This window comes from Pantoea sp. EKM21T, assembly GCF_011800405.1.
Classification (GTDB): domain Bacteria; phylum Pseudomonadota; class Gammaproteobacteria; order Enterobacterales; family Enterobacteriaceae; genus Pantoea; species Pantoea agglomerans.
Genome location: NZ_JAALFV010000002.1, coordinates 64,892 through 79,795, shown reverse-complemented (window position 1 = coordinate 79,795; position 14,904 = coordinate 64,892). Strand labels below are relative to the sequence as shown.

The 14,904-nt window shown below is 57.0% G+C and carries 16 protein-coding genes; 8 read left to right on the top strand and 8 right to left on the bottom strand.

Annotated features, from left to right (window positions below):
* Positions 1-5 precede the first annotated feature (5 nt).
* From tagF to HFD87_RS03875, 5 genes are read left to right on the top strand one after another with little or no spacing between them, the layout of a single operon-like run.
* The gene (tagF, locus tag HFD87_RS03895) at positions 6-704 is read left to right on the top strand and encodes a type VI secretion system-associated protein TagF (RefSeq protein WP_010245828.1); all 699 of its coding nucleotides are present in this window, start codon (positions 6-8) and stop codon (positions 702-704) included.
* 36 nt (positions 705-740) lie between these two features.
* The gene (tagH, locus tag HFD87_RS03890) at positions 741-1,877 is read left to right on the top strand and encodes a type VI secretion system-associated FHA domain protein TagH (RefSeq protein WP_010669995.1); all 1,137 of its coding nucleotides are present in this window, start codon (positions 741-743) and stop codon (positions 1,875-1,877) included.
* Positions 1,874-2,650 (top strand): PP2C family serine/threonine-protein phosphatase, encoded by a 777-nt coding sequence (locus HFD87_RS03885; RefSeq protein WP_010669994.1) that lies wholly within the window; start codon positions 1,874-1,876, stop codon positions 2,648-2,650. Before tagH ends, HFD87_RS03885 begins: the two co-directional genes overlap by 4 nt.
* A gap of 14 nt (positions 2,651-2,664) precedes the next feature.
* The gene (locus tag HFD87_RS03880; RefSeq protein WP_010245838.1) at positions 2,665-3,618 is read left to right on the top strand and encodes a hypothetical protein; all 954 of its coding nucleotides are present in this window, start codon (positions 2,665-2,667) and stop codon (positions 3,616-3,618) included.
* 44 nt (positions 3,619-3,662) lie between these two features.
* Positions 3,663-5,090, top strand: a complete 1,428-nt coding sequence (locus tag HFD87_RS03875) for a serine/threonine-protein kinase (RefSeq protein WP_022625780.1) — start codon at positions 3,663-3,665, stop codon at positions 5,088-5,090.
* 73 nt (positions 5,091-5,163) lie between these two features.
* Here the strand turns inward: HFD87_RS03875 and HFD87_RS03870 are convergent, their stop codons facing one another.
* A complete protein-coding gene (locus HFD87_RS03870; RefSeq protein ID WP_164480396.1) occupies positions 5,164-5,838 on the bottom strand; it encodes a gamma-glutamylcyclotransferase in 675 nt (224 codons plus the stop codon).
* Between the two features lie 226 nt (positions 5,839-6,064).
* Complete coding sequence (gene chaB, locus HFD87_RS03865; RefSeq protein ID WP_167422970.1) at positions 6,065-6,295, bottom strand: putative cation transport regulator ChaB; 231 nt, start codon at positions 6,293-6,295, stop codon at positions 6,065-6,067.
* A gap of 373 nt (positions 6,296-6,668) precedes the next feature.
* On the opposite strand from chaB, the gene chaA reads away from it, so the two are divergent.
* Positions 6,669-7,760, top strand: coding sequence for a sodium-potassium/proton antiporter ChaA (chaA, locus tag HFD87_RS03860; protein ID WP_010669990.1), 1,092 nt, complete (start codon positions 6,669-6,671; stop codon positions 7,758-7,760).
* Positions 7,761-7,819: 59 nt separating this feature from the next.
* On the opposite strand, the gene kdsA is transcribed toward chaA, so the two are convergent.
* The 6 genes from kdsA to hemA are packed head-to-tail and all read right to left on the bottom strand — an operon-like array spanning position 7,820 to position 13,141.
* On the bottom strand, positions 7,820-8,674 hold the full coding sequence (gene kdsA / locus HFD87_RS03855; RefSeq protein ID WP_010669989.1) for a 3-deoxy-8-phosphooctulonate synthase: 855 nt from the start codon (positions 8,672-8,674) through the stop codon (positions 7,820-7,822).
* A gap of 25 nt (positions 8,675-8,699) precedes the next feature.
* Positions 8,700-9,509 (bottom strand): invasion regulator SirB1, encoded by an 810-nt coding sequence (gene sirB1 / locus HFD87_RS03850; protein WP_167422969.1) that lies wholly within the window; start codon positions 9,507-9,509, stop codon positions 8,700-8,702.
* A 1-nt stretch (position 9,510) separates the two neighbouring features.
* Complete coding sequence (locus tag HFD87_RS03845) at positions 9,511-9,903, bottom strand: SirB2 family protein (RefSeq protein WP_022625782.1); 393 nt, start codon at positions 9,901-9,903, stop codon at positions 9,511-9,513.
* Positions 9,904-9,926: 23 nt separating this feature from the next.
* Positions 9,927-10,760: a peptide chain release factor N(5)-glutamine methyltransferase gene (gene prmC, locus HFD87_RS03840; RefSeq protein ID WP_167422968.1), complete on the bottom strand. Its 834-nt coding sequence runs from the start codon at positions 10,758-10,760 to the stop codon at positions 9,927-9,929.
* Entirely contained in the window at positions 10,760-11,842 is a 1,083-nt protein-coding gene (gene prfA, locus HFD87_RS03835) for a peptide chain release factor 1 (protein WP_010245863.1), read from the bottom strand. Before prfA ends, prmC begins: the two co-directional genes overlap by 1 nt.
* Positions 11,843-11,884: 42 nt before the next feature.
* Positions 11,885-13,141, bottom strand: a complete 1,257-nt coding sequence (gene hemA, locus HFD87_RS03830) for a glutamyl-tRNA reductase (protein ID WP_010669985.1) — start codon at positions 13,139-13,141, stop codon at positions 11,885-11,887.
* Positions 13,142-13,357: 216 nt separating this feature from the next.
* Between hemA and lolB the strand changes: the two genes are divergently transcribed.
* Both lolB and ispE read left to right on the top strand, forming a co-directional pair.
* Entirely contained in the window at positions 13,358-13,981 is a 624-nt protein-coding gene (gene lolB / locus HFD87_RS03825; RefSeq protein WP_167423092.1) for a lipoprotein insertase outer membrane protein LolB, read from the top strand.
* Entirely contained in the window at positions 13,978-14,835 is an 858-nt protein-coding gene (gene ispE / locus HFD87_RS03820) for a 4-(cytidine 5'-diphospho)-2-C-methyl-D-erythritol kinase (RefSeq protein ID WP_033771575.1), read from the top strand. The genes lolB and ispE overlap by 4 nt, the downstream gene beginning before the upstream one ends.
* Positions 14,836-14,904 lie beyond the last annotated feature (69 nt).

Below are 14,904 nucleotides of genomic sequence, written 5' to 3'. Positions count from 1 at the left end.
TGAACATGGCTGCTTACACGGCCCCCGGCTGGTATGGCAAGCTGCCGTCGACCGGTGACTTTTTGCACCATCGACTGAGCGAGCAACAGATTAGCCCGTGGAATCACTGGTTCCAGCAGGGATTAATGCACTGGCATCAGCAGGCGTATTCCTACAGTGCGGACTTTCTCCACGCGCCGGTGTGGAACTTTGTGCTGCCGGTTACCGCGACCCGGCCGCAGATACAGATGGGCTGTCTGCTGCCCTCCTGTGACCGCGTCGGACGCGCCTGGCCGCTGCTGGCCCTGCACAGCTTCACGCTGGCTCAGTGGCATCCTGCTCAGCTGACCATTTCCGGTGACTGGTTTCAGGATCTGGGCGCGACACTGTTACGGGCGGTTCAGACACCGCTGAACGGCGAGCAGTTAGAGCAGCAGATACAGGCTTTGCCACCGCTGCTGGTCCCGGCCAGGAAGCCCTCTGAAATCATGGATGTGATCGGTTTTCAGGATCTGCCCTGCACGCTGAGCTGGCGTGAAGTGGCTGAACGTTTCGACCCTCAGCAGCATATGAGCTACTGGTGGAGTAACCGCAGTGATGGTTTTGCCCACGCGACCCACAAGCACAGCGGCAACCTCACCGCGCAACTGTTTTCGTTACTGTTTAACCCGGCGGCAGGTTCACAGCCGGGACGTAATGGCCTCTATCCTCCCATGTTCGAGTGAGGCCGGAAGCGTTTGCCGTTCAATCTGGGATAACTCATGCAATTTACCATTGTGCAATGCACTACGGATGTTCCGGTCAGAAGCGTCGCGTTTCAACCGCCTGGCGGCACCATTGGCCGCAGTCAGGACAACGATCTGGTGCTGCCAGATGAGACTCGGGCCATTTCGCGTCTGCAGGCGCTGGTTCACCTGTCGCATGACGGAGAGTGCCGTCTGACGAACCAGGGCAGCGTGACCCCGGTGGAGCATAACGGCATTACCCTGGGTCGCGGCATGCAGGTCGTGCTGAAGCATGGCGATGCGCTGCGCATCGGTGACTATGCGCTGGAAGTACGAGACCCCGCCTGCCACGACACGCAGAGCGATCCGCTGGCGCTGTTTGCTGGCGACAGCGCTCAGCCCGCGAATCCGCTGGGCATCCACGAACATCATGAGGTTGAGGACCGGCTGCTGGTCAGTGAGGCAACGCCCTCACGCCACGAGCGCCACAACGATGCGCGACTGGCTATCGATCCCCAGGCCAGCGAGCCGCGTCGGGCGCTGACGGCGCAGCCGGTGGATCAGGATCGGCTAATCGCCGCACTGCTGGAGGGGATGGGGCTGAGCAACGGTCACGCCACGCCGGTGGATGAAGAGCAGATGCGCATTACTGGCCGGATGCTGAGCCTCTTTTCCCAGGGCACCGTCGCGCTGCTCTCTTCGCGATCCATTCTCAAGCGTGGTGTCAAAGCGGACATGACGATGATCCTGAATGAGGCCAACAATCCGTTCAAGATCCTGCCCTCCGGCAAAACCGTGCTGATGCAGATGTACCAGAGCCAGATGCCCGGGTTTATGCCGCCGGAACAGGCGGTACGCGATGCCCTGGTCGATTTGCAGGCCCACCAGCTGGGGATGATTGCCGGTATCCGCGCCATTATTGCGGCGATGCTGCAATCCTTTAATCCGCAGCGGCTGGAGGAGCAGGCGCGTGCCGATGGCGTGGTGTCAAAAATGCCCTTTTCCGCCATGAAGAAGGCGGCGCTGTGGGACTACTTCACCCGTAATTATCAGCGTACGGCCGGAGAGATCGAAGATGATTTCCATACGCTGTTTGGCGAGGCCTTTCTCCATGCCTATGACATGGAGGTGAATCAGTATAAGGACTCTCAGACGCGGGTAGATGAACCATGAAAATCGTTTTTGCCAGCCGCTGCCAGCAGGGGCTACGCGATGAGAATCAGGATCGCACCGGCGCAGAGCTGGATGAGCGTAAAGCCTGCTTTGTGGTCTGCGATGGCGTGGCCGGTCTGCCCGGCGGCGAGATGGCGGCACAGCTGGTGCGTGACACCCTGCTGAGCCAGTTACAGGCGCACGCCGACCTGACGCCGGAGATAACCCATCAGGCGATTGAACAGTGCCGCTTAGCGCTGCATGAGGCACAGGGTAAAAATCCGAAATATTCCCGCATGAGCACCACGCTGGCGGCCCTGTTTATCGACCGCGAAAAACAGCGCGCATGGTGGGCGCATGCCGGTGACAGCCGGGTTTACCACTTCCGCCGCGGCGTGCTTCATGAGGTCACTCGCGATCACAGTCTGGCCCAGCAGCTGAAAGAAGCGGGCTATGAAAATACCGGCATTAACAGTAATTTACTCTATAATGCGCTCGGCGCTGAACCGCCTCGCTTAGTGAGCTTTTCGCAGGAGATTGCGCTGGAGGATGGCGACGCGTTTCTGGTCTGCACCGATGGCTTCTGGCTGAATCTGGCCAGTCATGAAATGGAACAGGCGCTGCGCATGGTGAATGCCTGCGAAGAGTGGCTGGCTCTGATGGAACAGGCGGTGAGCCGCAACGTTAAGAAAGATAATCTCAGCGCACTGGCGGTCTGGATTGGTGAGCCGGAGGAGGCAACGCTGCTCTATTCACTGGCTGATTCGGCGCGCTTTCTGCCGCCTCGTTTTTGATTCCAAGGATCCTTATGAAACTGTGGTTGCCCGGCATCATCACCCTGCTGATTGCCTTTCACGCCCAGGCTGAAAATTATCGGGTTGTCTACTCCCCCAGCCTGGCGCTGGAGGTCTATATCGATAATGTGGTGAGTAAAGCGCCTGACGACTGGTGCAAAGAGACGCTGCCACTGCGCATCGTCTCCGGCAAAAGTAAGGATTCGGCGGTGCTGACCACCTTTTTACCGCGCGTCGGCACCCTGCTCGCTAATCAGTGCGGATTACTGGACGAGCTGCCCTGGCAGATGACCAGTAAAGAGGGTGGCGTACTGGCCAGCGGCAGCGCCAGTAAGCTGCAGAACTGGCGTCCTATCGTGATGGCAGATGCCACCGCCAGCGCCAGTGAGAGTAATGCTGCACCGCTTGACCTGTCTCGGCCCGCCAACAGCACGCCGCTGCAACATTTTGATCTCCCCAGCGGCTGCCATTTTCGCACCGCCTGGGATGAAAATGCCCAGACCCTGTTTATCCCGGATGTCAGCAAGCAGCAGTGCTCACCGGATGGCTGGGCAGAAGGCAAAAGTGAGTTGATGCTGGCGACCCCAGACCACCCAACGCCGGTGGCAGTCACCTTTTATCAGGGCTATCCCATCGCCAATCTGACGATCCCGGACAGCAAGCTGGAGGTTATCGCCGCGAACAATCAGCGCATGATTGTGACACGCCCGGATGCGAATGATAGCTGGCTGGTGCTTCCCTTTGATGCCAAACAACATGTCTGGCGCTTCAATGGTGCCCTGTTGATAAAGATGGATAAGAATGCTGCGCAGCAGGATGCTGACGCTGTGAAATCGCGAGTTGATACGTTGCGCAGCCACTGGGCGCCCTATTTCATGCCACAGCAAAAAGTGAATGTGTTACTCATCGACACCCTGCACGCGGATCTGGTTGATCCTGCCATTGGTGCCTGGCGTAACATCAATTAATTACCGCGCAGCCTGGCGAGCAGGCCGTGTACAGAGAGTTCACTATGTCGGCAAATGATAATCCGAAAACCGTTCCGAATGCCCTGCCTGACGGATACCGTTTCAATGAGTTTGAGATCAAGGAAGTGATCGGAGGCGGCGGCTTCGGCATCGTCTATCGCGCGTGGGATCACCAGCTTGAACGCACTATTGCAATCAAAGAGTACATGCCGGTGTCGCTGGCAGTCCGTGCCGCCGACTTAACGCTGGAGCTGCGCGGTGAGCGTTTCCAGAAGCTGTTTAATGCCGGGCTCACCAGCTTTATTCAGGAAGCGCGTCTGCTGGCCCGCTTTAACCATCCGGGACTGCTGCACGTGCTGCGCTTCTGGGAGCAGAACGGCACAGCCTATATGGGCACGCTCTACTACAGTGGTATGACGCTGAAAGAGTGGCAGGTAACCAGCCCGGCGTCGATCACTGAAGCCTGGATCCGCCGCCTGCTGCCGCCGCTGCTGGGTGCCATCAGCACCATCCATCAGGCCGGCTATCTGCATCGCGATATCTCGCTCGACAATATTCAGATTCAGGAGAACCAGCTGCCGGTTCTGCTCGATTTTGGCTCGGCGCGTAAAGAGATTGGCAACCTCTCTGACGAAACGGAAATCATGCTTAAACCTGGCTTTGCGCCGATTGAGCAGTACAGCGAAGAGGGTGAAGTTGAACAGGGGCCGTGGACCGATATCTACGCCCTGGGCGCGGTGCTGCATAACCTGATTACCGGTAATCCGCCGCCGGTCAGCGTGGTGCGCTGCATTGAAGATAATTATCAGCCGCTGGTGGAACGCCAGCCAGAAGGCTACTCACTGCCGCTGCTGCATGCCATTGACTGCGCGCTGGCAATGAAGCCAGGCGATCGCCCACAAACGATTGATGCCTTTGCCGCGTTGATTGATCTGCCGGTCAGTGATGTGGAAGCGGTGGTAAACAGCTTCCCGGTGCCGGGCGAGTCGCCTGCTCTGCCGGTCGAGGAGCCGGTGGAGGCTGCTGCGCCAGTGGTGATGGCGATGAATCATGCCGCCGCCTCCGCCGAGCCGGTGACGCCGCGCACGGTGCGTAAACTGTCGCCTGGATTGCTGGGTCTGGCTGCCGTGGCTATTCTGGCCGTGGTTGTCGCCACCTGGCTGGCGAATCGCCACAGTGCCACACCAGAGGTGGTTAACAACAGCTCAGCCATGACGCAGGCGCCCGCATCAATTCCGTCAGCCGCTGCCGTTCCGGCCGCGCTGGCGACCGTCTATCTTAAGCTGGAGAGCGGTGAAAGCGTGGTGCTTAACGGACAGCCGGTCGAGGTAAAACCGGGCAGCAGTGGATTTGCCGCGCTGAATCTGGCGGCGGGACAGTACAAAATTGATGTTAAGAATGGCAGTGAGACGCATACACAATCCCTGACCATCGATAAGCCCGGCACCTGGCTGATTAATCCGGGTAACTAAGCCCGGTAACCCGCACCCGGATCGTAAAAGGGCGCGACACTGTCGCGCCCTTTTACTCTGCTTATGCCCCGGTTCAGGCCTGCTTCAGACAGGCTTGCTGCAATGTCCGCACCTGATGGGCCAGCCGGCTCAGACTCTCCTCCTCCATGCCGCGCCGGGTCAGCTCCTCTTCCAGAGCAAACAGATATTGCGCATTCGAGCCGAGCGGGCCACTGGCCGCAGCAATCAATGGCGCAATCGCCTCCGGGCAGGAGTCCGATTCATACAGCGGATGACGCGGATCCATAATAAAGGTCAGCGCAGTGACGCTGCGACCATCCTCCAGCTGTAATTCACACCAGGTTGGAAGATAGCAGCCAGTGATCATCTCACGCTTCCACAGCAGCGCCAGCTCTTCATGCAGCCGCTCTTCCGGCAGACGAAACGCCAGACCCGTGGTTCTGCCGCCCTGCTTCAGCGCTAGCATGCGGCCGGGATGCGTGGCGGTGCCACGTCCGGCAATCAGCCGCAGGCAGAAAGCACGGTGCCAGCCCTCCAGCGAACCGGACGCCACTTCATCCGCCTCAAAAATCGGGTTCCACATCAGCGAGCCGTAACCAAAGATCCATACCGGGCTGTGATCGGGACGACAGGCCAGGGTGGCTGCCAGCGAGGCCGCGCGCTGCTCGCAACTCCAGAGCAACGCCTCTTCGATATCCCCGAACGACGTTTTACAATCCGCTTTTAATAGAAATTCCCGGGTAAGCAATGCGACCTCCTCAACATCAACGGCGTCCTGCAGAATGGCTCCTGTAACATGATCTCCAAAACGGCGCTGCGTTTCGTTCATCAAATTGACATTAATCTATTTCCGCGCGGGGTTACAAGCGTGATTCCGGTCGCAGGTTAAAAAAAACCAGATAAACCTTATAGCGAAGATGAAAAAAAGGGCCAGATAATCCTGGCCCTTTGGCGTGAACAGGCTAGCGACGGCATTAACGTTTAGGAAGCCACTTATCGTCATCACCTTTCTCATACTCTTTTTTCACGGCTGCCCAGGCGACTTTGTGCGCCACCTCTTCCCGCGAATCATCGCCGCGTCGATCCTTAGCCTCTTTATATTCTTCCCACGCGCTGTTAAATGCCTGCTGATAGATATCCTGCGCATGCGCGGGAAGCACGTGTTTTACGTTGTCAGGTAAGTCGGTTCGTTTAGAGTAAGGCATAACGGCTCCTCAGTTTATGGATTCCTGTTAAGCCTGGCGCAACAGAACAAAAATACAAACAGCCACTTATCTGCACTTCAAATTAAAAACCAGAAACAGGCCACACAAGTTACAATGAGAAGCAGATTTTACGGCATTTGGCGGTCAGATAGATGGTTAAAGAGAAATTGTTGTGGCCTGATTAATATTGCAATATTTGAGATAACTTCAGGTTAATACCACTTCGACCATTTATTGCATTTAAGTAAAAAGCAGTAAATTTTTCCCGTTCGGACCGGTGAAAAGATAAACTGCGCCCTGCCCTAAAACTGATTATATTTCTAACAGCAGCACTCGCTGTGTCCGGATAATCATTAACCAGAGAGGATGGTGAATGCCTTCACATGAAAAAACACGTCACAAGGAATTCTCGCTGATACTTCCCCTTATCACGCTGGGTATACTCTATTTTTTTGGTGCAACCACATCATTTCCGATTGTAGTCGGTATCAACTTAGTGGCGCTGGTTGCCATTCTGAGCAGCGCCTTTAGCGTTGTACGACATGCCGACGTGCTGGCGCACCGGCTGGGCGAGCCCTATGGCTCTCTGATCCTGAGTCTGTCCGTGGTGATTCTGGAAGTGAGCCTGATCTCGGCGCTGATGGCGACCGGCGATGCCGCACCCGGGCTGATGCGCGATACGCTCTATTCGATCGTGATGATTGTAACCGGCGGACTGGTTGGCTTTGCGCTGCTGCTGGGCGGTAATAAGTTTGCGACACAATACGTGAATCTGGCGGGCGTGAAGCAATATCTGATCGCTATCTTTCCCCTGGCGATTCTGGTGCTGGTGTTTCCCAACGCACTGCCGGGCGGTAATTTCTCTGTCACTCAGGCACTGCTGATCGCGGCGATTTCAGCGGCGATGTATGGCGTGTTCCTGCTGATTCAGACCAAAACCCACCAGAGCCTGTTTGTCTATGAGCATGAAGATGAGAGCGATGATGGCGACCCGCATCATGGCAAACCGTCTGCCCACAGCAGCTTCTGGCATACCAGCTGGCTGATCGTGCATCTGATTGCGGTCATTGCCGTGACCAAGATGAATGCTAATACGCTGGAAAGCCTGCTGACGGATTTGAATGCGCCGGCACAGTTTACCGGTTTCCTGGTGGCCCTGCTGATCCTCTCACCGGAAGGCCTGGGGGCGATCAGGGCCGTGCTGATGAATCAGGTGCAGCGCGCCATGAACCTCTTCTTTGGTTCAGTGCTGGCGACCATCTCACTCACAGTACCGGCAGTAACCATTATCGCCACCCTGACCGGACAGGAGCTGATATTTGGTCTGGAGCCGCCACAGATGGTGATTATGATGGCGTCGCTGATTCTCTGTCAGCTCTCCTTCTCGACCGGACGCACAAATGTACTGAATGGAGCCGCGCATCTGGCGTTGTTTATCGGTTATCTGATGACCATCATGCTGTAACGTCACCGGATTTCAGGCGAAAAAAAAGAGCGATTAATCGCTCTTTTTTTGCAGCAAACTTATTTGCTGGTATCGAGTTCCGGGAAGCTTTTCACCAGATCGTCAATCGCTTTCATCTGCACCAGGAATGGCTCCAGCTTATCCAGCGGTAACGCGGACGGGCCGTCACACAGGGCGTGTTCAGGATCCGGGTGCGCTTCGATAAACAGACCGGCAATGCCGACCGCCATACCGGCACGCGCCAGCTCAGCCACCTGAGCACGACGACCGCCTGATGCTGCGCCAAACGGATCGCGCGTCTGCAGCGCATGGGTCACATCGAAAATCACCGGGCTGTTTTTGGTGACTTTCTTCATCACGTTAAAGCCGAGCATGTCGACAACCAGATTGTCGTAGCCGAAATTGCTGCCGCGATCGCACAGGATGACCTGCTCGTTGCCACCTTCAGCGAACTTATCAACGATGTTGCCCATCTGACCCGGGCTGACGAACTGGGGCTTCTTGACGTTAATGACCGCGCCGGTTTTCGCCATCGCTTCCACCAGGTCAGTCTGACGCGCCAGAAACGCGGGCAGCTGGATCACATCAACCACTTCAGAGACCGGCTGCGCCTGGGACGCTTCATGCACATCGGTGATAATTTTGACGCCGAAAGCCTGCTTCAGCTCCTGGAAAATCTTCATCCCCTCTTCCAGGCCTGGGCCGCGATAGGAGTGAATAGAGGAGCGGTTCGCTTTATCAAATGACGCTTTGAATACGTAAGGAATACCAAGTTTACTGGTGACGGTAACGTAGTGTTCGCAGATGCGCATCGCCAGGTCGCGCGACTCCAGAACGTTCATCCCGCCAAACAGTACAAATGGCAGATCGTTTGCAACTTTGATATCGCCAATACTCACGACTTTCTGTGTCATGCCCTTTCCTTTTCAGTGGGTCCGCTTAGTGCAGCGTGACCTGTTTTTGTTCGATTGCGTGAATCTGAACTTTGATCATTTCGCTGACCGGGTCTTCAGGACACTGCTCAACGAAGTACGTTAAATCATTCAGGGCGATATGGTCGCACTCCAGCTGCGCGTAGATCAAACCGCGATCGCGGATTTCGTAGGGATCGTCAGGATCGATACGCAACAGCACCTGACTGACGTTCAGCGCCAGCTCCATCTTCTTCTCTTCCATCAACGCCGCTTTCAGTGTGTCGAGCATCTTGCGCATCACGGTGACGGTTTTGGCTTCGTCGAGATCGTCGTCATACAGACGCGCTGTCGGGCTGATATTGCCTTTGAGCCACACTTCCAGCGTGTGCCAGTCAAGGGTTTCGCCATTAAATGGGTTGATCATCCACTTATCGCCATCAATCCAGTCGGCGCGCAGAATCAGCTGCGTCGGGAAGATCACCGGCATCAGCGGCAGTTCCAGCTCGGCGGCGATGTGCAGCAGGATAACGCCCAGTGACACCGCCGTGCCCCGACGGGTCTTCAGCACATTGTCGATCCAGAGGGCATCAGAAAGATTGTAGACGCCACTGGCACCGCAAAATCCCCACTGGCGATAGAACAGTTCCAGCAGCTTTTCGAGCTGCATGTCAGCATCTTCAGTATGGCTGACATAGTCACGTGCTTCGGCGACTAACGCCGCAAGTTGTGCTTCCACCGACAACGCCGGGAAATCGGCGCGGATGGCAAGCGTGGCACCAATCACCGCTTCACACAGCGGTGTCTGGCTGAAATCTAATTGTTCGGTCGAGGTCATGCTATCCCCATAACGGCATTTTGGTCAGCGCCAGCTTAATGATGGCCACCAGGGCGATTAACGCTACCAGAAAAGCGATCCAGCGGGTGCGATCAGTGCGTGGACGGCGACTCAATGCCACAAATCCTAAGGCGATGTAGATGATAACCGCTAAAAGCTTCTCCGTCAGCCAGCTTCCTTGCGGTGTAAAGGGATAGAAGTGGGTAATCATCACCAGCGAGACGCCGGTCACCAGTAACAGGGTGTCGTTAGCGTGCGGCAGGATGCGCACCCAGCGTTTCGTCATCATTGCCGATCCACGGCGCAGCCAGTAAAACCGCAGCAGGAACAGCGTCACGGTAAGCACCACCGTTAAGATGTGCAGATTTTTAATCAGGGGATAAAAGGCGAACATCATGAATCCTTTTCAAAGCGCTTTTATGAAGGGAGCTGACCTAAGGTCACACGCGGATTGCCACCGTAATCATCGACGGTTTCCACGGCGTGATAGCCTTTTTGCCGCATCAGCGTGGCCACCGCCTCGCCCTGCTGCCAGCCATGTTCCAGCAGCAGCCAGCCACCCGGCAGCAGCCACGTGGGTGCCTGCTCGATCAGCGTACGCAGATCCGCCAGTCCCGCTTCATCCGCCACCAGCGCGCTGCGCGGTTCAAAGCGCACGTCACCCTGCTCCAGATGAACATCGCAGGCATCTATGTAGGGTGGGTTACTGACAATGAGGGTAAAGCGCTGTGGCGTCAGCGCCTGGAACCAGTGACTGAGCAGAAAGGTGGTGTTGGTGAGGCTGAGCTGCTGCGCATTACTGTTCGCCAGCTCAACGGCGGCTTCAATGCGATCCACGCCGGTGACCTGACAATCGGGACGCTCGCTGGCCAGCGCCAGCGCAATCGCTCCGGTGCCGGTGCCCATGTCCAGAATGGTTGCCGGTGTCGGGGGCAGATGCGCCAGCGCCTGTTCAACCAGCAGTTCGGTATCCGGGCGCGGGATCAGCGTGGCGTCATTGACGCGCAATGGCAGCGACCAGAACTCGCGTTCGCCCACCAGATGCGCCACCGGCTCACCGCGGGCGCGACGCGCCAGCAGGCTATCCAGCTGCGTCAGCTGCTCATCGCTGAGCACCGTTTCATCAAAGGCGATTAACCAGCTGCGTGATTTGCCGGTCACAAAACCTAACAGGATCTCTGCGTCACGCTTCGGACTGTCACCACCGCACAGCGTGGCGACCGCCTGTTTCAGCCAGTGACGAATATCCATTAATCCTGACCAGCCAGCGCTGCCAGCTGATCGGCCTGGTACTCCTGAACAATCGGCTCAATCAGGCTGTCGAGTTTCCCTTCCATCACTTCATCCAGACGGTAGATGGTCAGGTTGATACGGTGATCGGTCACGCGGCCCTGCGGAAAGTTGTAGGTGCGGTTACGGTCAGAACGATCGCCGCTGCCCAGCAGGTTGCGTCGGGTACTGGCTTCGGCGGCGTGACGGCGGGCCATCTCTGCAGCATGAATACGCGAGCCCAGCACCGCCAGCGCTTTGGCTTTGTTTTTATGCTGTGAACGTTCGTCCTGACACTCCACCACGATACCGGTTGGCAGGTGGGTAATACGAATAGCGGAGTCGGTGGTGTTAACGTGCTGACCGCCTGCGCCGGATGAGCGGAAAGTATCGATCTTCAGATCGCCCGCATTGATTTCCGGCAGTTCCGCTTCCGGGATTTCCGGCATCACGGCAACGGTACAGGCTGAGGTGTGAATGCGGCCCTGGGATTCGGTCTCCGGCACGCGCTGCACGCGATGGCCGCCTGACTCAAACTTCAGGCGTCCATAGGCACCTTCGCCGGTGACGCGGGCAATCACTTCTTTGTAACCGCCATGCTCGCCTTCGTTGGCGCTGATGATCTCCACGCGCCAGCGACGCGCTTCGGCATAGCGGCTGTACATGCGGAAGAGATCGCCGGCGAAAATCGCCGCTTCATCGCCGCCGGTTCCGGCGCGCACTTCGATAAAACAGGCGCGCTCATCATCCGGATCTTTCGGCAGCAACAGAACCTGCAACTGCTGCTCCAGCACGTCACTCTTCTCACGCGCTTCCTGCAACTCTTCCTGCGCCATGTCACGCATTTCAGGATCGTCGAGCATCTGCTGCGCGGTTTCGATATCTTCCTGCACCTGCTGCCAGTCGCGGAAGCAACGGGTCACATCGGTCAGCTGAGCATATTCGCGTGACAGCGCACGGAAACGCTCCTGATCGGCGATCACGCCTGCATCGCCCAGCATCGCTTCCACTTCTTCGTGGCGCTCCTGCAGGGCTTCCAGTTTGGCAACTATAGAGGTTTTCATTTAAATGTGGGATTCCCGTAACAGGTGGCGACAGCGGTGTGCCTAATCGAGACCCAGGCTGTCGCGTAAAATCTGCAGGCGTTCATTATCGCCGTCGCGGGCGGCCTGCTGAAGTGATTTGGTTGGAGCGTGTATTAAACGGTTGGTCAGCTTGTGCGCCAGTTCCTGCATGACTTTCTGCGGATCGGCACCCTGCTGCAGCGCCTGCAGCGCACGGCCTTCCAGCTCAGCGCGGATCTCTTCCGCCTGAGAACGATATTCACGGATCGTATTCACCGCGCCCTGTGAGCGCAGCCACGCCATGAATTCGCTGCTTTCCTGAACCACGATGCTTTCGGCCTGAACCGCGGCCGCTTTGCGCTGCGCCAGGTTCTGCTCGATGATCGCCTGCAGGTCATCCACGCTGTAGAGATAGGCGTTAGGCAGGTCGCCCACTTCCGGCTCTACGTCGCGCGGAACTGCAATGTCGACCAGCAGCATTGGCTTGTTACGTCGCGCTTTCAGCGCGCGCTCCATCATCCCCTTACCGATAATCGGTAGCGGACTGGAGGTTGACGAGATAATAATGTCGGCTTCTGCCAGACGGGCGTCGATCTCCGCCAGGGTGATCACCTCTGCACCCACTTCCGACGCCAGCGTTTCGGCGCGTTCGCGGGTACGGTTGGCGATGATCAGATTTTTGACCTGATGTTCACGCAGATGACGCGCCACCAGCTCAATGGTCTCACCTGCGCCAACCAGCAAGACATTGACGGAGGAGAGCGATTCGAAGATCTGACGGGCCAGCGTACAGGCGGCAAACGCCACCGACACCGCGTTGGCACCGATATCGGTTTCCGTACGCACGCGTTTGGCAACCGAGAAGGTTTTCTGGAACATGCGTTCCAGTTCACTGCTCAGCGCCTGACCGCGTGAGGAGTCGGCAAAGGCTTTTTTCACCTGACCGAGGATTTGCGGTTCGCCCAGCACCAGTGAGTCGAGTCCGCTGGCGACGCGCATCAGGTGGCTGACCGCCTCGTTATCCTGATGCCAGTAGAGGCTGTTTCGCACATCCTCTTCATCCAGCTGATGATAATTGCATAACCAGCTCACCAGACGCGCCTGTAAGTCGGCCTGCTGCTCTACACTCAGGTAGAGTTCAGTCCGGTTACAGGTGGACAACACCACGCCGCTCTGCACCATTGGCTGTGATAACAGGCTGTTTAACGCCTGCTCAAGCGTCTCCGGCCCGAACGAGACGCGTTCGCGCAGAGCAATGGGGGCTGTCTTGTGATTGATTCCGAGAGCGAGCAGCGTCATAGCGGTTTTGGTTGGGATGTCCCAATAATGTCAGGGTTTTGTGAGGCGCATTCTACAAGATGCGGCAGATCAAGAAAAGCCATACAAAGGCTATGACTGTAATAAGATTAACCCGATCGTGCTCAATTTGCTGCATAACAGCATTGACGGTTAAAACCGGGACGGTTAGCGTTATCCGTTACGAATAATAAATGTGTCCGAGGAGATGACCACTTGATGCTTAATTCACCACGCAATCTGTTGCGCCTTTTGCCCCTTGCCAGCGTGCTGCTGGCAGCCTGTAGCGTCAACAAACCGCAAGGCCCGGGCCCCAGCGTTACCGCGCCACAGTGGCAACAGCATCAGCAGGCGGTCTCAAAGGTCACGCACTATCAGACCCGCGGCGCCTTTGCCTATCTTTCTGACAAGCAGAAAGTCTATGCCCGCTTCAACTGGCAGCAGACCGCGCCCGATCGCTATCGCCTGCTGCTGACCAATCCGCTGGGCAGCACCGAACTGCAGCTGGATGCGCAGGGCTCAGTGGTACAGATCGTCGATAACAATGGAAAGCGTTACGTCAGCAACGATGCGCAGAAAATGATTTCGCAGCTGACCGGCATGAACATTCCGCTGGCGAATCTGCGCCAGTGGATGATGGGTCTGCCAGGCGATGCCACCGACTATCAGCTCAACGAGAGCTATCAGCTGAGCAGCCTGAACTACAGCCGCGACGGTCAGAACTGGCAGGTCTCTATTGCGGGCTACGACAGCAAAGTCACCCCGCCGCTGCCTTCGAGCCTGGAGCTGAAAGAGGGTGACCAGCGGATTAAACTGCGTATGGACGGCTGGACCGTTCAATGATCACCCACTGGCCTGCCCCGGCAAAACTGAATCTTTTTCTCTACATCACCGGCCGTCGTCCCGACGGCTATCACAACCTGCAGACGCTGTTTCAGTTTCTTGATTACGGTGACCAGCTGCAGATTACTGTCGATCAAAGCGGCTCGATTACACTGTTAACGCCCGTGGCAGGCGTTGCGGATGCGGATAACCTGATTGTCCGCGCCGCAAACATGCTGAAACAGGCGGCGCAGGATAACAATCGCCTGTCCGCTCACGCGGGCGCGCAGATTGCCGTTGAGAAAAACCTGCCCATGGGTGGCGGTCTCGGTGGCGGCTCCTCTGATGCGGCAACCGTACTGGTGGCGCTGAATCATCTGTGGCAAACCGGCTTCACGCCGGATGAGCTGGCGTCGATGGGTGTGAAGCTGGGCGCGGATGTGCCGGTGTTTGTCCAGGGCTTCGCGGCCTTCGCCCAGGGGGTGGGTGAACAACTTCATCCCGCAGAGCCGGAAGAAAAGTGGTATCTTGTCGCCCATCCCGGCGTGAATATCAGCACCCCAGTAGTATTCAACGACCCCGAACTGACGCGAGATACTCCATCGCGCAGTTTATCGACGCTTTTAGCATCACCCTTCACCAATGATTGTGAAGCAGTGGTAAGAAAACGTTTTCGTGAGGTTGATGAGCTTGTTTCCTGGCTGCTAGAATACGCGCCGTCACGCCTGACTGGCACGGGCGCTTGTGTGTTTGCTGAATTCGACACCGAGTCTGCTGCCCGCCAGGTGCTGGAGCTTGCCCCGAATGGGGTACGCGCATTTGTAGCCCGGGGCGTAAATGTTTCGCCGCTACAGCGTACCCTGCGAGGCGATTAGCGAATGCGTGACAGTGTCACCACGTTCCGGACACTGCACGTTTCGCATCAACACACCCGTGTGAACGCA